Raw genomic sequence first — 22,025 nt, forward strand, 5'->3', positions numbered from 1 at the left:
CCCGGGAATGACGGCGGTGCAGGTACGGCCGCGGTTCGGTGCTGCAGACGAACCTGCTGGAGGAACCGAAGCAGCCAGTAGCCGCGGATGGCAACGCGTTCACGACGCAGCTCGCTGCGAAGAAAATCGTGACGTTCAAGCTGAACTAATCTCTATCTTAAGAAAACACCTCATTTAGCGTGGAACTATTCGAAATGGAGGAAATCATAGTGGCAGGTTGGAGCACACTGAAGGGTATTGTGATCGAGGAGATTCAGCAAAAGCACGAGGAAGGCTTCCATGTTCATGGCTTTAAGGAGAAGGCGGAACAGATGGAGAAAGAATCGGAGCTGCAAGTCCTCTATGAGCAGTTGGCTGAACTCCCCATGCGAGATGATTTCTTCTATATAGAGCCGTCGGAATTGGAGGAAATTCGCCGAGAACGGCCGGAAGGCCCGCGACGCTTACAGGACAGCTTAACTTCGGATCAATGGAAGGATAAGTTTTACGGCGCGTGGCTTGGTAGGTGTATTGGCTGTGCATTGGGAAAACCGTTGGAGAGCGGAGGATTTGTAAATGGCGGGCACGGTAATCCCGGTTGGAAAAATGTGAAGCTCTGGTTTGAAGGAGCGGACGCATGGCCGATCAACGACTATACGCCGGGGTTCTCCACCGCTGCTGAACAATACGGCCTGTCCCTATCGCCATTCTGTAAAAAAAGCGAGAAGGAACAAATCCGGTTCATGGAGTCGGATGACGATATTCGTTATACTGTTCTAGGCTTGATCATGATGGAGGAGAAAGGGCTGGAATGGGATAGTTGGGATATCGGGAAGATGTGGCACGGACATCTGACCTATGGGCAGGTAGCCACAGCTGAGACACAAGCTTATCTTAACTTCGCTCACGTCACATCCCACATGACAGGAGACCGTCCGAACGATTGGCAGCAAAAAAAGCAATGGGTACGTACGCACTTGAATCCTTATCGGGAGTGGATTGGCGCACAAATCCGAGCCGACGGATGGGCATACGCGGCCGCGGGCAATCCTGAATTGGCAGCCGAGCTTGGTTGGCGTGACGCATCTTTCTCCCACGTTAAAAACGGAATATACGGCGAAATGTTCATCTCCGCGATGATTGCTGCCGCATTTGCGGAACAGGATGCAAACCGAATCGTAGAAATCGGACTGAGCGAAATTCCGCAAAATAGCAGGTTAGCTCAAGCAGTTAAAGAAGCGGTTCGCATTGCTCGCACATCATCGACCCAAGAGGAATTGGTGGAGCGTATTTGGGACGCTTTCAAACATTATTCATGGGTCCATACCATTAATAATGCCGCACTTGTCGCAGCCTCGATTATTTTTGCCGGCGACGATTTTTCGCTTGCGATCTCCACTGCGGTACTTGGCGGTTGGGATACGGATTGCAATGGGGCAACGGTTGGTTCCATTATGGGCGCCAAACTGGGTGCGGATCGGATACCATCACATTGGATTGCTCCATTGAACGATACGTTATATGCTGAAGTGAAAGGATTTCACCCCATAGCCATATCGGAATGTGCAGAGAGAAGCTATAAGGTCTTTAGGAAGCTTCGGGGCCAGAACTTTTAGGCGACGGCACACCGGTTGGATATTCAAACGAACTGATCGTTGCTTTTGCCGGAAGCGTGTGCTACATTAAAGCCAATTCATTGAAAAGGGTGACCTTAAAGCCGATGCGCCGATAATTCTATCCAAACGCGAAAAACTGAGTAAACGGTTTTTTTCTGGATAGGATTTGGCGTGGGCTTTTTTATACGTATGCAGCAAGAAACGCGGCACTCCCCTGGGTTAAGGGAGTACCTCCTTTCTTTGCGTGTATGCTCGCCGCCTCCTCTCCAGAATTTGGACAGGGGGCTTTTTTGCGTTGTTCGGCCACGGTCGGCTGCCACGGTCGGCTTTTTCAATGAAAACGATATTCCTACGGAGGGTGAAAAATATGCGGCAAAACACCATGAAAACGAGAGAGGCGTTCACGATGAACAAAAAAGCGATGCGAGCGAAAACGAGGAGACTGATCCGCGATGAATACGATCAATATAGGGGTTCTGGCGCATGTCGACGCCGGAAAGACGACCCTGACGGAGCATATTTTACATGAGGCGAACATCGTCGGCCAACCGGGCAGCGTTGATAAAGGGGATACGCTGACGGACTCGATGGAACTGGAGCGCAAACGCGGCATTACGATCAAGGCCTCGGCGGTTTCATTTATGCTGGGGGACTTGAAGGTCAACGTACTGGATACACCTGGCCATGCCGATTTTATTTCCGAAGTTGAACGCTCTGTGCGGGTGTTGGACGGGGCGATTCTCGTCGTGTCGGCAGTCGAAGGCGTTCAGGCGCAGACGAAGGTGCTCATGAAGAGCTTGATGAAGCTGCGCATTCCGACGATCATTTTCGTCAACAAAATCGACCGAAGCGGGGCGGATTCCGGCAAAGTCATTCGCACGATCCGGGAAAAGTTGACCGACAAGGTCATTCCCTTGTACCGGGGAAGCCGCGAAGGAACGAATGACGCCGACATTGACGACTGCGACTGGCAAGGCGACCGAGACGGCGGCGATTTCGTCGAGTCGTGCATGGAGACGCTTGCTTTGCAGGATGAACGATTGTTGGATGAATATGTGAATGGTCGGACCTTTGCGCAAGAAGATCTGGTCGGCGAAATCGCGACGCAAGCCCGTCGCGCTGACGTTTATCCGCTATTTCTCGGCGCTGCCGCCAAAGGAATCGGCGTAAAGGAGCTGATCCGCGGCATCGAACAGTTCCTGCCGTCTAATGCCGGAGCTGGGAGTTGCACTGGAGCCGGGCTTTCGGGCGTCGTATTCAAAATCGAGCGAGAAGCGGTCGGGGAGAAGAAAGCGTACGTCCGCTTGTTCTCGGGCGCGATCCGGCTGCGAGAGGAAGTGCGAATATGGAACGGAAGCGGCGCGGACCAAGGCGAGTTCGGCAAGGGGAAAATCAAGAAATTGAGCGCGCTGGTGAACGGCAAGCAGGTTGCCGCCGATCGAATTGAAGCGGGAGATATCGGCATCGTTCATGGGCTCCAGGAGTTGAGAATCGGTGACGTGCTCGGCGAATGGAACGACCGGATGCGCACCGTCGAGCTGGAAGAACCCAATCTGGAAGCGGTGATTCAGCCCTGGTACAGCGGCGACGTCCATCGTTTGTATCAAGCGCTGATCGATATGGCGGATGAAGATCCGCTGATTTGGATTTCCCGGGACCCGCAGAGTCAGGAGATTTACATCCGGTTGTTCGGCGAAGTCCAGAAGGAAGTCATTCAAGCTGTCTTGCTGGAGAAATACGGCATTGCGGCCGAATTTTCAAAGACGAGCGTGATTTGCATCGAGAAGCCGAAAGGCTGCGGCGCGGCGCGCGCGGTGATTTCCGAGGATGGCAATTTGTTTAATGGCACGGTCGGCTTTCGCGTGGAGCCGGGAGCGGAGAACAGCGGTATGGTGTACGGCTTGGGTGTGGAGCTCGGTTCTTTGCCGCTGCCTTTCCACCATGCCATTGAAGAAAGCGTGCTTGAAACGTTGAAGCAGGGGCTATACGGCTGGCGAGTGACGGACATCAAAGTGACGTTGACCGACAGCGGGTACAGTAGCCCGGTAAGTACGGCGGCGGACTTCCGCAAATTGACGCCGCTTGTGCTGATGGAAGCGCTGAGTAGGGCCGGGACGGACGTATATGAGCCGATGAACGGCTTCGAGTTCACCCTGCCGGCAAGCGGACTGGGGACGGCTTTGTTTCAATTGTCGAAAGTGAAGGCCGAACTGTACGATCCCATGCTGAGCAAAGAGGAATACCTCCTTACGGGCGCCATTCCCGCGCGAGTGACAGAGCCCTTTAAGGCGAAAGTCCAATCCTACACGGAAGGGGAAGGGATGTTCATCTCCAAACCCGTGGGATATCGGAAGGTGACAGACGAGGTTCCGACTCGAAAGCGGAGCGACTACAACCCGTTGAACAAGAAGGAATACCTGATGCATATCATGGGGACCGTTAGGAAGCGGGTTTAATGCGTTGACGCATGGGGTGTGCGCGGCTCCCAGTCGGCGGAAATCGTCCGACTGTAGGGAGGGGGTGGGGCGTAATATCCCCACCCGATGCGTCTCTCCCCTCCGAGAAAGTTAAGGATGCTCATCATTATTGTTGTGAGGAACAACGGTAACTGCCCTAATCGTAACATCAGGGAATCGTTGGAGGATTTGCATTTTTGCATCGGATAGTTCAGGCGCTTTGACCTTTTCAAAATAAAGAACGCCGTAACCGTCTTGGTACTCAACGTTGTATTCAAGCTCTTCATTCTCCACGCAATTTCACCGCCAATCCATTCTTTATTGTGCTATATGGAATCAGGTTCATGGCTACGCCCCTTCAACATCAGTAGTCAATTCGATATTTCTTTTCCAAGTGCGAAAATTCATTATCCCTTTTCTCCAGTATCCTTGATTGAATGGATACCATATTTGTTCCTGCATCGTAGGGTAGAGTGACCTTGCTTAACTCTTTGATTCGTTCGACAACTTGTTCGTCAATCTCAACCATTTCCATTTCATCTTCTTCGACTACTTGAATCGAAATTTCTTTGCTTACCGTGGTCTCGGCTGTCAATAAGCTTACTACGATTGTCATTTCACCACATTGAATCGCATCTTGGGTAAAGATTTCTATGATAACATCTCGGTTGAAGACATCAACTACAATGTGTTCTCGTTCATTCTCGACCAAGCCATTAAGGTTTTTTGAGCGGTAGATCCCTTTTGGTAGTCGTATTTGGATTTCCGACTTTTGGGATTGAACTTGTTCATCCTGTAATAACTGAACCCATAAATGATTCATTCCTTCTTCGTTCTCCATCTTTGACTTGGCTAATTTAATGTCAAGCATTATTGATTTTCACCCCTCAGTGCTTGCGATACTGAATCAATAACTTTTTGTTTTAACTCCGCAGAAATTCGAGGGCTAATCGTTATAATGACATCGTCCGTTATCTTTAGCGTTTCGTTTTCAATAATTCGGTTAGGTTCATACCATGTTAATTGCCGACTTATTTTTTCGATGTCCTCCAAGGAAAGTTTTTTCAATGTTTCCTGGATAGAAGCTAATGTTTCCCCGGTTCTTGATAAGGTAATAATCGCGCGAAAGCAATGGATGTGGTTATCTGTGTAAACCCTTTTGTTACCCATCAATTCAAGGGGCGGTACCATGCCAATTTGAGTGTAGTACCTTACCGTTCGCAGATTCATGCGCGGGTCATCTTGTTGGAGAATTTCAGCTATTTGTTTAGCGGTATAACTATTCATGGTACACCTCCGAATGACACTCAACTGTCTTTATTACACTTTAGTGTATTAGTTACAGTTTACTGTAATCATATTCGCTTGTCAAAAAAAGTCCACCCTAGGGGTGAACTATGAAATCGCATGAGATTGGCTAACATAATTAGCGAATACTGCCGTATCAAACCTTGCAGACAATTTATGTATCTGATCGTTTCTAATGATTGTGTTATAATTCAATCGTTAGCCGATACTAAGGTAACGAGGCGGTGATGCTCATGAATCAAATCAAAGATCTCGAGAAGCTAATTAAGCTTACAGGCGATCGCGCTAAGCTTGATGCCAAGGTCAACGAAACATATATTGTATACAAAACGAAAGATGGTCAAATCGTAAAAGAATACTACAACGGAAACATTGTTCCCGTTTCCGATGAGGATGCACCTCATGCATGAGCCGGCACCGATCATGTACGTATTTGCCGGAAATAATGGTAGCGGCAAAAGTACGATTCGAAACTTGATCATTGATCGGCTCGGCATCAGTGTTAACATTGATCCCGATGCTCTGGCACGAGGGATAGATTCAGATCATCCTGAAAGCCGAAAAGTATCTGCTGGGAAAGAGGCCATTAAACTGGCGAGGGATTGCGTTCATAACAGACGTGATTTTTCCATCGAAACAACACTTGCCGGAGGAAATGCGATCCGCCTCATGCGTGACGCAAAGGCAAACGGTTTTGAAGTTACAATGTTCTATGTCGGTCTAGGCGATTATTGTTTGAATATCAAGAGGGTAGCCATTCGAGTGGAAAATGGCGGGCATTATATTCCCTCCCAAGATATCATCAGACGGCATCAAACATCGATTCGTAATTTATTGTCTTACTTTCACTTGATCGACCATTTGATCGTTATTGATAACAGTCATACGGAAGGCGAAATCATTCTGCATGCAAATAACGGTTCAATAATCTCGCAATCGGAATCTCTTCCTCAATGGGCTGAAAGCATCGTTAAAAAAATTTTGAAATCATAAGAACAGCCAAGTTAAAAAATGGCTGTTTTTTTGCTGTTCTCACAGGCATACTTGCGGAATGTCGGCTCCTCATTGGTGTAAAGGGTGATTTACCAATAACACCTTACCGGCCCGTTCGGCTTAAAGCCGGATTTCAGCAAGATTCGCGTACGATCAGTTCCGATTCGACCATTACGGCTGTGGGGTTGATCTGTTTGTTGATCATATCGAATAGCATCAGAGCGGCTAACCGGCCGATTTTGTCGGTGTCCTGCCTGACAGTCGTGAGCGGAGGAACGGTATACTTGCAGGCGTCGATGTCGTCGCAGCCGACCAGCGCCATATCCTGCGGAATGCGCAGATGATGCTCTTTCATCGCCTGCATCACACCGAACGCGAGATGGTCCGTAACCGCAAACATCGCCTGGGGCAACGAGCCCGAAGAGATCAACCCCTTCATCGCGCGATATCCGCTATCCCTTGCGTAGTCGACGCTGCGAATGATCCATTCCGGCCGGATGGGAAGGCCGAATGTCTTGAGCGATTCGCGAAACGCGGTTTCCCGAATCAATATGACGCCGGAGTTCCGCTCAATGCCGAGCAATCCGATTTCTCGGTAACCGCGCATATACAGATGCTCGACGATCTTGGCGGCTATGTTCGCGTTGTCGGACATCAAGTAAGTGGAATTGACGCCATCGATTTCAATGTCGATTCCGATACACGGAATATCGCTGCGAGCCAGATTGACGACGCTGGGTTCTATAATATCGCCGGCAATAATAATACATCCGTCTACCTGGAAATGACGGCATCGAGCGAGATAATCCTCCTTGGACTGGAAAAACGTTTCGTTGGAGAAAAACAAAAGATCGTAACCGAGCAAGCCGATCTGTTTCTTGAATGCATTGATTACCTTGACGAAGATCGGATGGTTCAGATCCGAGTTCAATTTGCCGGCAAACACGACGCCGATCAAATTGGATTTCTTTGTCGCCAGCGTCTTCGCGGAGGAGGAGGGCTTGTACCCTGTCTCCTCCATGATCCTGAGAACGCGCTGGCGCGTCTCTTCGCCGACATCGCTGTAATTATTAATAATCTTCGAGACGGTCGCGACCGAAACTCCCGCCATGGAAGCAATCGTTTTTATATTCACAAACGTTCATTCCCTTCGGCAAACGTATCACAAATCCCCGAGTACGGATCATCCCCGACAACGAAACCGTTTTCGATAACGGAGCTTCAGATTGCCTTAAATATACTCCATGTTGCTGGAAACGTAAAGAAAGTTTAACGAATGCCATCGATTGTTCTAAGGAAATAGGAAAAATTTTGATTTTATACTTTACAAAACCCAAATTCTGATAAATAATATGGATGATTTACGAAAGCGATTTCGTAAAAAGTGAAAACGGGAAGTAAACCATTTGAATGGGGGAAAAGTGCATGCTTAAGAAGCTTACCCTGCTGTGCCTCGGTCTCGCTTTGGTTGTCCCGCTTGCCGCTTGCGGGGGGAAGAGCGGCAACGATGAAAGCGCTTCTAGTCCTGGAGGCTCCAAGGGCTCTTCTGGCGGCAAAGTTACGCTCAAGATCATTCATTGGATCAACGAGCCGGTGAACAAGTATTACGAGGAATTCAACAAGAAGTTTGAAGAAAAGTATCCGAATATTAAGGTGGACTACGTCACAGTTCCTTCAGATGCAACGTACGACCAGCTGCAGCAAACCCGCGTCAATGCCAATGACGCCGATCTGATGGCGATCAAGAGCGGTTTCGCACCGATTCCGCAGGATTGGGCCAAAGGGGCCGAGGCACCGACCTGGAAACAATGGATCGACGCCGGGCTGATCGCGGATCTGAGCGGACAGGAGTTCGTCAAAAACTACAATCCGGCCGATGTCGCGAATTCGACGACCTACAACGGTAAAGTGTACGGCATCAATATGGGTAAAGTATCGTTCACCGGTCTGTTCTATAACAAAAAGATTTTTACGGATAACAACCTCAAAGTTCCCACAACCTGGGACGAATTCACAAAGGTCGTCGACGCGCTGAAGGCGAAGGGAATTGCGCCGCTGGGCTTCGCCGGCAAGGATGTCTGGCCGTTTAACCTGGCTGTGCAAGGGTTGTCCGCTTCCATCCAGAAAGATCAGGAAGCTTTCATCAAGGGCTTGTGGGACGGCTCGACCAAGTTCACCGACCCAGTGCAGATCGAGATTCTTCAGAAGGCGAAATACTTGCTGGAAAATGCGGCGGACGGCACGATGGGCGTCGATTACGGCTCGCTCCCGAGCTTGTTCATAAGCGGCAAAGTCGCGATGATCGCCGACGGCACATGGAATGCGCCGACGCTGAAGTCCGGAGATCCGAACCTGCAATTCGGATATTTCCCGATTCCGGGCAGCAACGATCCCGCGCAAAACTCGACGCTCGCGGGCAAATACGACATGTCCTGGATGGTGCTTGAGAAGTCCAAGAACAAGGATGCCGCTCTGAAATGGCTGGCCATGCAATCCGAACCGGACAACTATGCGGATTTCGTCAAATCGGCCGGATTCTTGCCCAATGCGGACATCCAAGTAGACGATCCCTTTATCGCCGAGCTTAAGCCCTACTTGCAATCGTTCAAGCTTTCCTGGGATCAGTTGTTCATCAACCGTCCGAACGCCGGGGAGCATGTGAGCGGTTCCAGCATCCACGCCGAGTTCCTTGCGCCTGCAGGACCGATCAAGACGCCGGAAGAGCTGGCGGCGATCACGCAGAAAGAATGGGAAGCAGCGGCGCCGAAGTGACGAAAATAATCTAGCTTAAATGAAGCAAGCCGAAACGGGGCCTGACGCCGATTGTTCAGCCCCGTTTCCTTCTGATACAGACACCCAAACATGGAGTGATAGTATGTATCCATTTGGCAGAGGAATATCCAGACATTTGCCGCTTGCACTTTTGATGATACCGCTGCTGCTTTATGTCGTCTTTGCATTCGGCCCGTCGATGGCGACGGTGTTTTTCTCTTTGACCGACGCGACCGGACTGCCGGGCGTTCGCTGGCACTTCATCGGCTTCGACAACTATCACAAGCTGCTGTTTTCCTCCGACCAGGCCGAACGGTTACGCTCCATCCGCAACTCGCTTAAGTTCGCCTTTCTTGTCGTGGTGATCCAAAATGCGGTCGGATTGCTCATGGCCGTGCTGCTTAACCGCAAGCTCAAGGGAGATGCGTTATACCGGGCTACTTTTTTTCTCCCGGTTGTGCTGGGCGTTACGGTATCGGGGCTTATGTGGCGGATGATGCTGAATCCGATGAGCGGCCCCTTTGCTTCGCTTTTCAAGGCTTTCCACACGAGCAGCAATTTCCTCTCGAGCTACGACGCCGCCTTCTATTGGATTATTTTCGTGCAAATCTGGATGTATATGGGTTATTCCATGACGATTTTTATGGCAGGGCTGCAGGCGATTCCGAAAGATCTGTACGATTCGGGCCATATTGACGGTACGAACGCCTGGCAGTCTTTCCGCTTCATTACGTTTCCTATGATTGCACCTTCAATGACAGTGAATCTGTTGCTCTCGATCATCGGCGCGCTGCAAACGTTCGATATTATATACGTGCTTACGAATGGCGGATTCAATACCCGCACGCTCGCACTCGACGTTTATCGGGACGCTATCGCCAACAACACGACGGCCGATTACGGATTGGCATCCGCAGGCGCAATGGTGCTGTTCCTGTTCGTCTTTTTCTTTACGGTCGTCTTTATGTACTTGCTGCGCAGAAGAGAGGTCGATCTGTAATGGCCGAATCCAGAACGTCCGTCAGCCTGCGTTATCTCGTGGTTCTTCTGATGCTGTGCATGTACTTACTTCCCTTATTCTATCTGTTTAACGTGTCCATGAAGACTCAAATCGAATATTTAAAATCTCCGATCAGCCTGTTCGAGCAATTTCGTTTCGGAAACTTCTCGTTAGCCTGGGAAAAAGGGGATTTCTCGCGATATATCTGGAACAGCGTGCTGTACACCGTAGTAACGATGCTGGCATCCATTTTGCTTTCCCTGTTCGCGGCATTTCCGATTGCCCGGCGTTATGTCAAGTTTTCCAACGTGATCTATTTGTTCTTTACGATGTCTCTATTTCTGCCGAGCCCGCTCGTTCCTCAGTTCTGGCTGGCTAACGAGTTGGGGCTTTATAACACGCAGTGGGGGTATATGCTGCTGCGCACCGGCGGAACGGGAATCGCGTTCCTGATGTTCGTCGGGTATATCAAGTCGGTATCGCGCGACTTGGACGAGGCGGCGGCGATTGACGGATGCGGCTATCTGAGGTTTATGTTCAATATTCTGATCCCGCTTGTAAAACCTGTTATGGCCACCGGCATTATGCTTACGGCGATCGGCGTCTGGAACGATATTATCGGTCCGACCATCTATCTATCCGACACGAAATATCAGCCGATTACGCGCGGGCTGTTCGCCTTCTTCGGCCAGTATCTGAACAATTGGCCGCTTCTCGCTTGCGGCATCATCATTATTGCCGCTCCGCTGATCGTGCTGTATGTTTTCATTCAACGTTATCTTGTCAGCGGCGCGCTGGCCGGTTCGGTCAAGTTCTAAGATGATTGCCAATTGTGGTTGGGATGAAATGGGGACGCGAACGATTTCGCGTCTCCATTTTTATAAGAAGTAACGAAACCATAAGATTGTTCTTAAAGCGGCAATCCGATCTCTAGATCGACTGTTGCGTTATCCAGACTTGCAGTCCACAGGAAGAGAGTATGTTAGGGGGATGAAGGGTAAATTTTTTCCCCTCTCTCAAGCATCTGGATGAACTGTCGGATCCGCTTCTCCCGGGTCTCTTGTTTTTTGGCGTTATGGATTCGAAATAGGATTGCATATTTATTTTGTCTCCCCAGTGTATCGTAGAATGCTTTAGCCTTGGCATTGCGCTCCAACTCGATCGCGAAGTCCTCAGGCAGCGACGCGACGCTTTGCGACTCGTAGGCTTGATCCCAGTTCCCATTCTCTTTGGCCTCTTCAATGGCCTTATATCCGGAAGCCTTCATTCGCCCGTTTGCGATCAGCCGTTCCGCTTTCTCTTTATTGACTTTCGACCAGATGCTCTTAGCCCCGCGTGGAGTGAACCGCTGCAGCCATGTTTTCTCATCGAACGCTTCTTTCTGACTGTCGACCCATCCGTAACATAAGGCAACTTCAAGCGCTTCGTTATAGGAAATCGTAACGACGCCGGAATTCTTTTTCGCAATCTGCAATCGGATGTCGGATGAGGTATCACCATGATCATCGAGCCATTTTTCAAAAGACAGGGGGTCGGTAAAGGAAATAATCGGCAAGTCACTTGATTTTTTTACCATATGAATCGCCTCCTGATCCAAGCATACACAATCATCGCTGACAGTGGCAGTCAACGATTTTTGATAGAACTACCAAGGAAGTATTCTTATGATCCTGTATCCCCCCCTAAAGCAGGGAGTGGTGATAAACTGATATCGGTTAGGTCTAAACGGATCTTGATGCGGAAAATGGACATGCCCGCAGAAAATACCTAATAGTTGATCATGCTCCTTGCCGGTTACAAGATGATAAAACTGGATCGTGCTCGGATCCGCATCTCTCACTTTCCATAATTGTTGCGTCTTCACATCCCACCCCGGAGCTGCCATCATGATCGGGGCTTTCCACGTCTGTACAACTTCCGTTGCGAGGGAGGGAATATAAAGGGGGATATGCATAAATAATAGGCATGGCAAACCGTCTTGCAGTTGTTCCTGAAAGAAATGTAATTGTTCTTCGGATATCTGATAATTACTATTGTCAATCGCAATCAATTTGATTCCATTCACATTTACCATTTGATAAGCAGGATTGCCGTAGGTAAAATCAAAAAACCTAGGGTAATAATCTTTCCTCGTGGAATCGTTCCATTCCATATAGGGATAATACCAATCATGATTGCCAAGGGTATACAGATAAGGGGACGCTAACGATTGAAGCGACTTTTTGACGAAATCCAAATTGGCTAATGAAGGGAAATCTACTACGTCCCCTGTCATTACTGTACAACCTACTTCTTTCTCATGACCAAGCTGAAGAAGGTTATTGAAATGAAGACGTGAAGACATCGCCTCTACGTTTTCAATGTCTTTCCACTTCCTCTGGATCGCATATAGGAAGTCCAGTTCTTCTTCACGATCGTCAACCTCCAACAAATGACTATCTGTTAGATGTAGAATCGTTACTTCCTTTTCAACCATGTCCGTTCTGATGTCGATTTGTCCCAGACTTACCCTTTCATTATACTCAACCTTCATAACCCATCTCCTAGTTTTGTTTATTTTAACCATTCAACCATTCATCCTCATTATACATCCCACGATTCAAAGCGTGGGCGTTCAGTCGGCATTTACTGTCATGGATTTGATGGATATAATCTAAGGGAAATCCGCCAATGAAAGAAGGGGTATGCGATGGATTTAGAAATGGTCATGCGCGAGCTTGAAGCTCTCGGCAAGGAACGAACCAAGAAAATATATATATCCAATGGCGCTCACGAACCCCTATTTGGCGTTGCTACGGGCGATATGAAGCCAATGGCGAGAAAAATCAAGATCAATCAACCCCTGGCTGAGCAGCTTTACGCCACCGGGAACTATGATGCGATGTACTTTGCCGGTGTGATCGCAGATCCAAAAGCAATGACCAAGGCGGATTTTGATCGGTGGATGGATACGGCCTATTTCTACATGCTGTCCGATTATGTGGTTGCAGTAACCTTGGCTGAAGCGGATATCGCACAAGAAGTTGCCGATCCATGGATCGCAAGCGGCGAAGAGCTGAGAATGTCGGCGGGCTGGAGCTGTTACTGCTGGCTTTTGGGTAATCGCCCGGATCATGAATTTTCCGAAAGCAAAATGGCCGGTTTGCTTGAAACGGTGAAAAATACGATTCACGACTCTCCCGAACGAACGAAATACGCGATGAATAATTTTATATACACGGTGGGGACTTCCTATTTGCCACTTCACGATAAGGCGGTCGAAATCGCAATGGCAGTAGGTCCGGTCGAAGTCCAAAAAGACAAAGCAAAAAGCAAGTTCCTAAACGCCTCCGACAATATTCAAAAGGCGGTAGGTAAAGGGCAGCTTGGCTTCAAACGGAAACATGTAAGGTGTTAATCCTAGGCAGCTCGTGGAGTATTATTGGTAATTCTATTGGTTTTTGTAGTGGCAGTGTGGATTTACCGCTTGTTCTAACGCTTTCTGTCTGAAAAAACGATGACTCACATTATAAATGCCAATCGCCGCTTATTAAACGGATTTTATACATATGCTTTCGAAATATATCTTCATGTTGCGCAATGCCTGCATAGTCCCATTCTCGGTTTTGAATATGAGTTATTTGTGAAGTGGAGGGGCGATGCCAAACAAGCTACGCCCCTTTGTAAAATGTTTTTTGATTTCTGCTCGTTGCTTTGTTACGTCGTCATTCCAAGACCGCATGTTCTACGAGTTGCTCATCAAGTCCATCATGTTTTCTTGGCCTTGTGATCACGGGTTAGCAGCTCGTCGAGCATGTCGGCAATAGCCTCGGGGGGCAGCTTCGCCGAGAGATAGGCGTGCGGCCCGAGAGGATCGGCGTTCCAGTCGTTGGCGCCGCTTGCCGGGTCGACCGTAATTCGGCCTCGCACGATGTCCCAATACGGAGCCGCCCCGCGGGCCGCATACAGCACGGCCGTCAGGTCCCAGCTCGGCCGTGCGGGCTCGTCGCCAAGATAGGCGGCATAGCTGCGACGCACGGGATGATCCTCCGGCGCTTCCGCTAACAACCGCTTGCCGGTCGGAATGGCGGCCCCAATCTCATAGCCCGTAAACGTAATCGGCGTCGGCCATTGGCCGCATACGATGGCGGCAGATTCGGGGTGCATCTCGAAGTTCCACTCTTTCCCCTCAGGGAATAACCCGCCCATAACAACGAGATGCCGAACCTTGCAGGCGGCGAGCTCGGTTCCGGAGAGGGGTGAGATATCGTCCGCGCCGGTAAGCAGGAGCCGCATCAGATTGATGAGCGGGCCGATCGCGATAATTACGATGCTGCCGTCGCCGGCGTCAGCGAGCAGCTTGCGATAAAGCCGCGAGGCATCCGGCGCGGATCGCCCGTCCGTGTAGCGGTTGACGCAGGTGGTCGCTATCATGCGGTTGTACTTTTCGAAAAGATCGCCAACTAGAAAGCCTCGCGCCTCGAGTGTCCCGACCGGGATGTCGCCCCGACCGTAGTAGGCGTTGATAGCGTCCAGGCAGCCGGCACCCCACGGACTGGAGGTGCAGTTCATCATACCTAAGGCGCGAAGCCGCCCCTCCGACTGCAAGGCATGAAGGACGGCCACGGCGCCGGCATCGTCGCAATCCGGGCCGATGTCGGTATCCAGAATGACGGGGACAGGCCCGTCGCCAGGCTCGTAGAAGCTTTCCGTTCGCATAGTCTGCACCGTTCGCTCAGCCTTCATAGCGTCGTTGTCTCGCATTACGCACCTCCCTGAATAGAATTGCTGCCGCGCCGATACGCTTCCTGCTGCCGAAGGAACGTGTCAAGCTCGCTTTTGTTCGGCATGCTGGACTGGGCCCCGACCTGACGGATCGCGAGCGCGCCAACGGCGTTGCCGATGCCGACGGCCTCCTCGGGGCTACTCCCCGCAGCCAGCGCAAAGGCGAAACCCGCATTGAAGCTATCGCCGGCGCCGGTCGTATCGACGGGCTTCGACGGATAAGCGGCGATATGCTTCAGGTCGATGTCCCGAATCAGATACGCGCCTTCCGCGCCGGCTTTCGCCACGACGGTATTCACGCCCTTGCGAAGAAGGACGTTCGCCGCTTCCTTCAGCTGCAGCACATACTGCTGGTGACGACCCGCGTAATATTTGATCTCCGTTTCGTTAGGCGTCATATAATCGATATGTTTAAAGATGGCGTCGGGCAGCTGGGAGGCCGGCGCGGGATCCAGGATGACCGTCTTGCCCGCTCCCTTGAGCAGTTTCACGGCGTAGGCGACCGTGCCGATCGGCACCTCCAACTGAAACATGAAAATGTCCGCCTCCATCAGAAGTTCCCAATTCTCGTCAATGTCCGAAGGCGCTAGAAGCCCGTTCGCTCCCGGAGAAATAATAATCTGATTCTCTCCCTGCGGGTCGACCAGAATCATCGCCATGCCGGTCGTCGCGCTCTGCTCGGCGCGAATGCCGCTTGTGTCTACGCCGTTCATTCGCAGGTGGCGGATGTAGTCGCTGCCGTGAATGTCGCTGCCGACCTTGCCGACCATCCGCACGTTGGCGCCCAGTCTGCCGAGCGCAACAGCCTGGTTGCCTCCTTTTCCGCCGAAAAAGGTCGAGTACCCGACGGACGTCAACGTCTCGCCGGGAAGCGGGAACCGCTCTACCGCCGCTACCATATCGATGTTCAAGCTTCCGATGACGCAAATGGCTTTCATCTGTTTCTCTCCTGTCACGCTCCTATCTGCGTAGGAGCCTATTCTTTGACCGAGCCCATCACGATGCCGTGAATAAAGTAACGCTGCAGGAACGGATAAACGACAAGAATCGGCAGCGAAGCCAGAATAATTTGGGCCGATATCGACGTACGGTTCGTGAGCGACGCCATCACTGTCTGCTGATCCGCGTTAATCAGGTTGCGCGAAGCCAGCACGACGTGCAAATACGTTTGCAAAGGATATTTGGAGGTATCGTTCATGTAGATCAATCCGTCGAACCAGGCGTTCCAATGGCCGACGACGCTGAACAGCGTGACGGTCGCGATCACTGGCATCGACAACGGGACGAAGATGCTCGTCATAATCCGGAGCTGGGAAGCTCCGTCGACCAGCGCGGCCTCCTCCAGCTCTTTGGGAAGCTGGCGCATAAAGTTAACCATCAGTATGACGTTGAAAACGGGCACGGCTCCGGGCAGCACCAGCGCCCATATGGTGTTGATGAGGTTCAGCTCGTTGATCATCATGTACATCGGGATCAGTCCGCCGCTGAAAAGCATCGTAAAGACGAGAACCCAGATATAGACGTTACGCCCACGGAAGTAGGCGCTCTCCTTCGACAGCGGATACGCCATCATGATCGTCAGGATTAAATTAAGCAGACCCCCCGCCGCCACGCGCAGCGTGGACATGCCAAACGCGCTCCAGAACTTGCCCATCCGGAGGATCGTCCCGTAGGCGTCCGCCGTAAATTCGACCGGCCACAGGCCGACTGCGAACTTGGAGGCGGGTCCTTCGCCGCTCAGCGACACCATGGCGATATGCCAGATGGGGAGAAGGCACAACAGCGAGATGATCGCCAGGCCTGCATAGTTGAATATATCGAAGGGCTGCATTCTGTTCAGCCGTCCGTGCATCGAAATACCCCCGATCGTCTTAAGAAGGTTAGAAAATGCGATAATTCGCGTAGCGGCTGGCGAGCCTGTAGGACAGTACGATCAGGACGAAGCCGATGACCGACTTGATGAGGCCGATCGCGGTCGACAGGCCATACTGCGCCTGGATCAGGCCCATCCGGTAAATATAGGTGTCGATAATATCCGTAGAGCTGATGACCATCGGGTTGTACAGATTAAAAATCTGGTCGAAGCCGGCGTTCAGCACGTTGCCGAGGCTGAGCGTCGACATCAGCACGATGACGGGTAAAATGCCGGGAATGGTAATGTACAGCGTCCGCTGCCAGCGGGTGGCGCCGTCGATCGCCGCGGCCTCGTACAGCGCGGGATTGATGCCGGTCAGCGCAGCCAGGTAGACGATGGTGGAGAATCCGAACTCCTTCCACACATCGGATACGATGATCATGACGCGGAACCAGGACTCGTCGCCGAAGAAGAAGATCGGCGGAATGCCCACAGCCCCCAGCGCCTGATTGAATGCGCCGCCGTTGATGGACAAAACATCCACAAGAATGCCCCCCAGAATGACCCAGGACAAAAAGTGAGGCAGGTAGACGAGACTTTGCACGGTCCGCTTGAACCACATAAGACGCGCCTCGTTCAGAAACAGCGCGAATACGACCGGCACGACGAGCCCCGCGACGATTTTCATCAGCGAGATTTCGACCGTGTTGCGAATCGTTGCCATCGTATCGGGAAGCTCGAACAGGAAGCGGATGTGCTCCAGACCGACCCATTCCGAATAGATGAAGCCTTTCGACGGATTAAAATTTTGAAAGGCGATCACGATGCCGAACATGGGCAGGTACGCGAACAGCAGCAGCAAGAGTACGCCGGGAGCGAGCAGTAGGTGAAAAAAAGCGACATCCCTTTTGGTAATTTTCATGGCTGTCCCTCCGCGATTGCTTGATGGTAGAAGGGAGGGGAGCAAGCCGTCCATGCGAACGGCTCTCCTTCCCACCCGATTGATGCCGGCTTCAAGGTCAGCCGGGCTGCGCCTAGCCTTGAGCCGGGGCAAAGGGGTTATTGTTCTGCCGCCCAGGCGTTGACTTCCTTCGTAATGTCGTCGCCGCCGAGCGACTTCCAGTCGCTGACGAATTTGTCGAACGCGGCGAGATCGGCTTTGCCCATAATAATTTTGGTGAACGTCTCAACCTCGAGCTTGTTCAGGTTGGCCTGGCGTTTGACCATCGTCTCGGTAGGCGCGCCGAGGAACGACTCATGGACGAAGCTCTCGCCGTATTGGGCCAGTACGCCCTCTGATTCGAGCAAATATTTGTAGTACGCCCATCCGTTCGGCTCCTTGTTTTTGTAGGCGTTCCATTTCCAAATGCCGTCGGGATGCGTAACGAGCGAGCCGTCGTCCTTGGCTACGGCTTCCTTGAACTGCTTGCCGATGACCATATTTTTGCCGGGATCGTCGAAAAAGTAAGGCTTGGCATACTGGTGGACCTCCTTGCCCGCGTATTTCTCGCTGCCCTGAATTTCCTTGTAGAACAGGTCATTGTACTGTCCGCCCTCGATCCACATCTCCGCCCACAGGTTCATCGACTTGATGAGCGCCTCCGGATGCTTCATGCTTTTGCTTGCGACCATCCAGCTGAACACGTTGTTCGGACGCTTCGGCACCAGGCTTCCGTCCGCCGCCGCCGGAATCGGATAGGCGTTCCAGTCGGAGTCCGGCGTGTGCGTCATGGTCGTCTGCAGCGGATAGAGCGGCTGCCAGAATGCGCCGAAGTAGATGCCGCCCTTGCCCGCGCCGATGTCGTCCGCCGTTTTGCCCCAATCCTTGGCGCCGAACTCCTGGTCGATCGCTTTGGACGCATACAGCTCGCGAAGCTTGGCAAGCGCGTCCTTCATCTGCGGCTGAACGCTGCCGTAGACGAGTTGGCCGCCGGCATCCTTGACCCAGGTCGCACGGTATGCTTTGTAGGCAGAAGCGACGCCGTCGAACGCCATCCCAAGCGCGTTGTCGAGCCCGATGCCGTAGGTATCCGCCTTTCCGTTGCCGTCGGGATCGCGCTCTGCGAAGGCGGTGGCCACCTCGTACAGCTCGTCGATCGTCTTCGGCGGCTGCAGGCCCAGCTTATCTAGCCAGTCTTTGCGGATATACATAATCGCGACATTTTCGTAATAATCGTTTGGCACCGGCATGCCGTATATTTTACCGTCCTTCTTGGCTGGAGCGAAGCCGGCGCCGCCGCCGTATTCCAGCGCCTTGCGCAGAAGCGGGGAGGCGTACGTTTCATAAGCTTCGGTCAGATCCGCCAGTTGGTCCTGATTGATCATGCGGCTGAGCTGGTTCAGGTCAACCTTGGATATGTCGGGAAGGTTGTTGGTGTTGATGGCCAGATTCAGTTTCTCCACCGATTGCGAGGCGTCGGACACCCATTTGTTTTTGAACTGGATGCCGAGAATTTCCTTATATTTCTGCGTCATGATGTTGTCATCGATATTTTCGCCTTCGGCGAACAGGACGTTCGTGCCCGTCGTGCCGACAACTGAGACTTCAATGGGCGGATCGTATTTGCCGAGCGGATTCGTGTCGGCCGCGGGCGCGGAGGATTGTACCGGCGCGCCGCTCCCCGAGGGGGACGCGGAGCTGCTGGTACCGCTCTCGCCGTTGTTGGCGGAGCAGGCGCTGGACAGGATAAGTGCGCTGGCGGCCAAGAGACCGGTCATGCTGCGTGTACGATTAATTATCATTTATATATTCGCCTCCAAGTAGATCGGGGGGTGAGTTGCGGTGTCGTGCGGCTGAATGCTTGCAGACAAGGCTGACGTGGATCGCGCCGCAGCGCACCGGCGGCGCCGTCCCTGCGGAACGTCAGATTCGGCTTCGTTAGCGCGTAGTCGAACGCGGACCAGCTCATATAGTCCTCGTAGGAGGCGGGGGTGCTTACCGACGGTTCCATCTCGCTCCGCCATTCGTAGGAGTTGGAGAGGGCGAGTATTTTATCGCCGTTCCATGCGTCATCCCACTTATCGATAATTGTCCGCAGTGTCGCAATCCGCTCAGAATAGCTGTCGAAGTCGTGGCCGCTATGCCATTCTCCCCATGTGCCGTAGCCCCGCAGGTCGACGATGTCCAGCCGTGGATCGTTCCGGTATCGGTCTGCGAATGCTTGCAGGAAGGTTTCCAGCTTTTCCATAAAGACAGGGTGCGTGTAGTCCGGCAGCTTAAAGGTGTACCCCTGGTCGAATCGCTCCTGGTAAGGCACGCCGTATTGCTGGAACAGCCATTCCGGCACGCTTTTTGCGTAGCTGTAGCCCGAGATCATCATCGCATCCGTGGAAATTCGGAAATGGATCCGTTTGCCCAAGTTCGACCAATAGTCGATCGCTTCGTCGAGCAGCGACCATTCGAACTGTCCCTCCGTCGGTTCCAGCTCTCCCCAGTGGGTCAGAACCGCGACGTTATCGACCTCGGGATATGCCCCCGTGCGCCCTGCGTCCAGATGGCCGGGGATCGCGTTGTCGATCAGCACCCAGCCCATGCCGGGGTTATGCAGTACCTCGTTCGTCAGATCCGGCGTCACCCGCACGAGTTTCGCCTGAGCGGCGGCCGCTCCGGCTTCGGCCGTGCCCGGCGAGACGGCGGTGCCGCCTTGTGCGACAAGCGCCGCACCGAGCAGCCATGCGGCAGTTTTCCGGCCCGCAGCCTTTCGTAAGGTATAGCCCAACTTGAACCCTCCTCTCTTTCATGCCAAAAAAGATGGCTGTAAGCACTTTCATGCTCACAGCCATCATTATAGGAGGTCGGCGGTCTACTATTTTAAGGCGTTTCGGTCTACTTGCTTAAGATGGGCTTGCGGCTTAGGGCTGAAGCTGACGGGATCGGAGCCCGCCATTTCGGGCTTCGCAGGCCGAGAAGACTGGAAATGCAGCTAGTCTCGCAGCGCCTCCAATCGCTCGTCCATCGCCGCTAGGATGTCGTCGACCGTCCCGTGGCCGGCGATCCAGTCCTGGAAGCCGCGACACAGGGCGTCCGCCACGCCGACCGGCCAGGCCTGGTTGCTGAAGTAGACGGAGTCATGCGTTTTTGACAGCGCCGTGTAGTCCCGGAATTCGGGGATGCCGAGATCCTCGCCCTTGTACATCGGGAATACGTCGTAGTTCTGCTTGTACAGCCCGTAAAGCGGAGAATCCGGATCGAACTGATAAGCCAGAATGTCGAGCACTTCGGACAGATGCCGCGTATTGGCGTTGATGACCGTTCCGCCGGCCGGGCCGATGGACAGGAGCAGCGGCTGGTCGGGTTCGTTGCCCGGCAGGGGCATAAAGCCGCGTTGAAAATTCGCGCCGCCGTTCGATTTCAGGCCACCCGCGCTACCAGCGCCCCGGCTTATGGGATTCGCCGTCAACCGGGCGTAATCCCAGTTGCCGTTGAACATCATTGCGGCTTTTCCGTTGTTGAACAGCGCTGCCGCCTTCTCCGCGCCGATGTCGAGGGAGCCGGGTGCGATATAGCCTCTGTCGTACAGCGATTTGTACATCAACAATACCTCTCGCCAGGGGGAATTCGCGAAAGTGCGCTCGCCCGCCAAGAGCTTCTTGTCGAAGTCGGGGTCCGCGGCGTAGACGATGGACGCAGCGAGTTGGTACAGGCCGAACTGGATGAACCAGCGGTCCTCGTCAGGCATGACGATCGGCGTGACGCCCGCCTGCTTCAGCTTCTCGCACGCGGCAAGGAAGGAGGGCCAGTCCGACGGGAAAGCGTCGATGTCGTGCTGCTCGAACAGTTCCTTATTGTACCAGGTGGCCATAATGCTGAGCCCCTTCGGCATCCCGTACACCTTGCCGTTGATCGTATAGCCCTCCAACGCGTCAGGCGTAAACCTGTTTAGCATGTCCATGCCCGTCAAATCCTGCAAATACCCCGCCGCCACAAGCTCCTCCAGCTGGCGCATTGGCCACCATTCGAAAAAATCCGGCCCTTCGCCGGATGACAACTGGACGAGCAGCGTTTTCGTATATGGGTCCTCGGGAAGCATCTCGGACTTCAGCGCGATGTCGGGAAAATGCTCCGCGACAGCATCGGGGAATTGCCGCATGACGTACGGATTATTATCCCCGTCATCCGCCGCCACGCCCATGTGCATATAACGCACGGTTACCTGGCCGCCGCTATCGGGTTCCGCCGTTTTCTCGCTGTCGCAGCCTGTCGTCAGAAGCAGCAGCAACGCGAGGAGCGGAAGGGAACGATATATCGACAACAATGGCATCCACCCTCTCAGAATATGCTA

21 protein-coding genes are annotated in these 22,025 nt (G+C 52.5%); 8 read left to right on the plus strand and 13 right to left on the minus strand.

All coding sequences use genetic code 11. The features are described 5' to 3' along the window. Positions 1 to 209 precede the first annotated feature (209 nt). Positions 210 to 1,595 (plus strand): ADP-ribosylglycohydrolase family protein, encoded by a 1,386-nt coding sequence (locus LKX83_RS04875; protein ID WP_370639027.1) that lies wholly within the window; start codon positions 210 to 212, stop codon positions 1,593 to 1,595. A 452-nt stretch (positions 1,596 to 2,047) separates the two neighbouring features. Beyond that, entirely contained in the window at positions 2,048 to 4,051 is a 2,004-nt protein-coding gene (locus LKX83_RS04880; RefSeq protein ID WP_227881032.1) for an elongation factor G, read from the plus strand. Positions 4,052 to 4,162: 111 nt separating this feature from the next. On the opposite strand, the gene LKX83_RS04885 is transcribed toward LKX83_RS04880, so the two are convergent. The 3 genes from LKX83_RS04885 to LKX83_RS04895 all read right to left on the minus strand — a co-directional run bounded on the left by LKX83_RS04885 (position 4,163) and on the right by LKX83_RS04895 (position 5,338). Then, on the minus strand, positions 4,163 to 4,345 hold the full coding sequence (locus tag LKX83_RS04885; protein ID WP_227881033.1) for a hypothetical protein: 183 nt from the start codon (positions 4,343 to 4,345) through the stop codon (positions 4,163 to 4,165). Between the two features lie 70 nt (positions 4,346 to 4,415). Continuing rightward, positions 4,416 to 4,922 carry a hypothetical protein gene (locus LKX83_RS04890; RefSeq protein ID WP_227881034.1) on the minus strand — a complete coding sequence of 169 codons (507 nt, stop codon included), beginning with the start codon at positions 4,920 to 4,922 and terminating at the stop codon, positions 4,416 to 4,418. Next, a complete protein-coding gene (locus tag LKX83_RS04895) occupies positions 4,922 to 5,338 on the minus strand; it encodes a MerR family transcriptional regulator (protein WP_227881035.1) in 417 nt (138 codons plus the stop codon). The genes LKX83_RS04890 and LKX83_RS04895 overlap by 1 nt, the downstream gene beginning before the upstream one ends. A gap of 254 nt (positions 5,339 to 5,592) precedes the next feature. On the opposite strand from LKX83_RS04895, the gene LKX83_RS04900 reads away from it, so the two are divergent. Continuing rightward, positions 5,593 to 5,769 (plus strand): hypothetical protein, encoded by a 177-nt coding sequence (locus tag LKX83_RS04900; RefSeq protein ID WP_227881036.1) that lies wholly within the window; start codon positions 5,593 to 5,595, stop codon positions 5,767 to 5,769. Beyond that, positions 5,762 to 6,352 (plus strand): zeta toxin family protein, encoded by a 591-nt coding sequence (locus tag LKX83_RS04905; RefSeq protein ID WP_227881037.1) that lies wholly within the window; start codon positions 5,762 to 5,764, stop codon positions 6,350 to 6,352. Before LKX83_RS04900 ends, LKX83_RS04905 begins: the two co-directional genes overlap by 8 nt. Positions 6,353 to 6,485: 133 nt before the next feature. Here LKX83_RS04905 and LKX83_RS04910 read toward each other — a convergent pair whose 3' ends face one another. Continuing rightward, entirely contained in the window at positions 6,486 to 7,487 is a 1,002-nt protein-coding gene (locus LKX83_RS04910) for a LacI family DNA-binding transcriptional regulator (protein ID WP_227881038.1), read from the minus strand. A 290-nt stretch (positions 7,488 to 7,777) separates the two neighbouring features. On the opposite strand from LKX83_RS04910, the gene LKX83_RS04915 reads away from it, so the two are divergent. The 3 genes from LKX83_RS04915 to LKX83_RS04925 all read left to right on the plus strand — a co-directional run bounded on the left by LKX83_RS04915 (position 7,778) and on the right by LKX83_RS04925 (position 10,942). Next, a complete protein-coding gene (locus LKX83_RS04915; RefSeq protein WP_227881039.1) occupies positions 7,778 to 9,124 on the plus strand; it encodes an ABC transporter substrate-binding protein in 1,347 nt (448 codons plus the stop codon). Between the two features lie 103 nt (positions 9,125 to 9,227). Continuing rightward, positions 9,228 to 10,124 (plus strand): carbohydrate ABC transporter permease, encoded by an 897-nt coding sequence (locus LKX83_RS04920; protein ID WP_227881130.1) that lies wholly within the window; start codon positions 9,228 to 9,230, stop codon positions 10,122 to 10,124. Continuing rightward, the gene (locus LKX83_RS04925) at positions 10,124 to 10,942 is read left to right on the plus strand and encodes a carbohydrate ABC transporter permease (protein WP_227881040.1); all 819 of its coding nucleotides are present in this window, start codon (positions 10,124 to 10,126) and stop codon (positions 10,940 to 10,942) included. The genes LKX83_RS04920 and LKX83_RS04925 overlap by 1 nt, the downstream gene beginning before the upstream one ends. A 164-nt stretch (positions 10,943 to 11,106) precedes the next feature. Here LKX83_RS04925 and LKX83_RS04930 read toward each other — a convergent pair whose 3' ends face one another. After that, on the minus strand, positions 11,107 to 11,700 hold the full coding sequence (locus tag LKX83_RS04930; RefSeq protein WP_227881041.1) for a YdeI/OmpD-associated family protein: 594 nt from the start codon (positions 11,698 to 11,700) through the stop codon (positions 11,107 to 11,109). A 69-nt stretch (positions 11,701 to 11,769) separates the two neighbouring features. Then, entirely contained in the window at positions 11,770 to 12,657 is an 888-nt protein-coding gene (locus tag LKX83_RS04935) for a metallophosphoesterase family protein (RefSeq protein WP_227881042.1), read from the minus strand. A gap of 156 nt (positions 12,658 to 12,813) precedes the next feature. On the opposite strand from LKX83_RS04935, the gene LKX83_RS04940 reads away from it, so the two are divergent. Beyond that, entirely contained in the window at positions 12,814 to 13,521 is a 708-nt protein-coding gene (locus tag LKX83_RS04940) for a DNA alkylation repair protein (RefSeq protein WP_227881043.1), read from the plus strand. A gap of 350 nt (positions 13,522 to 13,871) precedes the next feature. Here LKX83_RS04940 and LKX83_RS04945 read toward each other — a convergent pair whose 3' ends face one another. From LKX83_RS04945 to LKX83_RS04975, 7 genes are all read right to left on the minus strand, one after another. After that, on the minus strand, positions 13,872 to 14,867 hold the full coding sequence (locus LKX83_RS04945) for a nucleoside hydrolase (protein WP_227881044.1): 996 nt from the start codon (positions 14,865 to 14,867) through the stop codon (positions 13,872 to 13,874). Continuing rightward, positions 14,867 to 15,826 (minus strand): ribokinase, encoded by a 960-nt coding sequence (rbsK, locus tag LKX83_RS04950; protein ID WP_227881045.1) that lies wholly within the window; start codon positions 15,824 to 15,826, stop codon positions 14,867 to 14,869. Before rbsK ends, LKX83_RS04945 begins: the two co-directional genes overlap by 1 nt. 38 nt (positions 15,827 to 15,864) lie before the next feature. Further along, a complete protein-coding gene (locus tag LKX83_RS04955) occupies positions 15,865 to 16,740 on the minus strand; it encodes a carbohydrate ABC transporter permease (protein ID WP_227881046.1) in 876 nt (291 codons plus the stop codon). 28 nt (positions 16,741 to 16,768) lie between these two features. Then, on the minus strand, positions 16,769 to 17,665 hold the full coding sequence (locus LKX83_RS04960) for an ABC transporter permease (RefSeq protein ID WP_227881047.1): 897 nt from the start codon (positions 17,663 to 17,665) through the stop codon (positions 16,769 to 16,771). A 137-nt stretch (positions 17,666 to 17,802) separates the two neighbouring features. After that, on the minus strand, positions 17,803 to 19,485 hold the full coding sequence (locus tag LKX83_RS04965; RefSeq protein ID WP_227881048.1) for an extracellular solute-binding protein: 1,683 nt from the start codon (positions 19,483 to 19,485) through the stop codon (positions 17,803 to 17,805). Next, positions 19,482 to 20,462: a beta-galactosidase gene (locus LKX83_RS04970; RefSeq protein ID WP_227881049.1), complete on the minus strand. Its 981-nt coding sequence runs from the start codon at positions 20,460 to 20,462 to the stop codon at positions 19,482 to 19,484. The genes LKX83_RS04965 and LKX83_RS04970 overlap by 4 nt, the downstream gene beginning before the upstream one ends. A gap of 204 nt (positions 20,463 to 20,666) precedes the next feature. Then, positions 20,667 to 21,995: an ABC transporter substrate-binding protein gene (locus LKX83_RS04975; protein WP_227881050.1), complete on the minus strand. Its 1,329-nt coding sequence runs from the start codon at positions 21,993 to 21,995 to the stop codon at positions 20,667 to 20,669. Between the last annotated feature and the right edge of the window lie 30 nt (positions 21,996 to 22,025).

Source organism: Cohnella baijiui (genome assembly GCF_020731285.1).
Taxonomy (GTDB): domain Bacteria; phylum Bacillota; class Bacilli; order Paenibacillales; family Paenibacillaceae; genus Cohnella.

Coding starts and splice junctions, on each gene's coding strand:
- LKX83_RS04880 (WP_227881032.1), top strand. CDS start 2,048: ATGAATACGATCAATATAGGGGTTCTGGCGCATGTCGACGCCGGAAAG.
- LKX83_RS04890 (WP_227881034.1), bottom strand. CDS start 4,922: ATGCTTGACATTAAATTAGCCAAGTCAAAGATGGAGAACGAAGAAGGA.
- LKX83_RS04895 (WP_227881035.1), bottom strand. CDS start 5,338: ATGAATAGTTATACCGCTAAACAAATAGCTGAAATTCTCCAACAAGAT.
- LKX83_RS04900 (WP_227881036.1), top strand. CDS start 5,593: ATGAATCAAATCAAAGATCTCGAGAAGCTAATTAAGCTTACAGGCGAT.
- LKX83_RS04905 (WP_227881037.1), top strand. CDS start 5,762: ATGCATGAGCCGGCACCGATCATGTACGTATTTGCCGGAAATAATGGT.
- LKX83_RS04915 (WP_227881039.1), top strand. CDS start 7,778: ATGCTTAAGAAGCTTACCCTGCTGTGCCTCGGTCTCGCTTTGGTTGTC.
- LKX83_RS04920 (WP_227881130.1), top strand. CDS start 9,228: ATGTATCCATTTGGCAGAGGAATATCCAGACATTTGCCGCTTGCACTT.
- LKX83_RS04925 (WP_227881040.1), top strand. CDS start 10,124: ATGGCCGAATCCAGAACGTCCGTCAGCCTGCGTTATCTCGTGGTTCTT.
- LKX83_RS04930 (WP_227881041.1), bottom strand. CDS start 11,700: ATGGTAAAAAAATCAAGTGACTTGCCGATTATTTCCTTTACCGACCCC.
- LKX83_RS04935 (WP_227881042.1), bottom strand. CDS start 12,657: ATGAAGGTTGAGTATAATGAAAGGGTAAGTCTGGGACAAATCGACATC.
- LKX83_RS04940 (WP_227881043.1), top strand. CDS start 12,814: ATGGATTTAGAAATGGTCATGCGCGAGCTTGAAGCTCTCGGCAAGGAA.
- LKX83_RS04945 (WP_227881044.1), bottom strand. CDS start 14,867: ATGCGAGACAACGACGCTATGAAGGCTGAGCGAACGGTGCAGACTATG.
- rbsK (WP_227881045.1), bottom strand. CDS start 15,826: ATGAAAGCCATTTGCGTCATCGGAAGCTTGAACATCGATATGGTAGCG.
- LKX83_RS04955 (WP_227881046.1), bottom strand. CDS start 16,740: ATGCACGGACGGCTGAACAGAATGCAGCCCTTCGATATATTCAACTAT.
- LKX83_RS04960 (WP_227881047.1), bottom strand. CDS start 17,665: ATGAAAATTACCAAAAGGGATGTCGCTTTTTTTCACCTACTGCTCGCT.
- LKX83_RS04965 (WP_227881048.1), bottom strand. CDS start 19,485: ATGATAATTAATCGTACACGCAGCATGACCGGTCTCTTGGCCGCCAGC.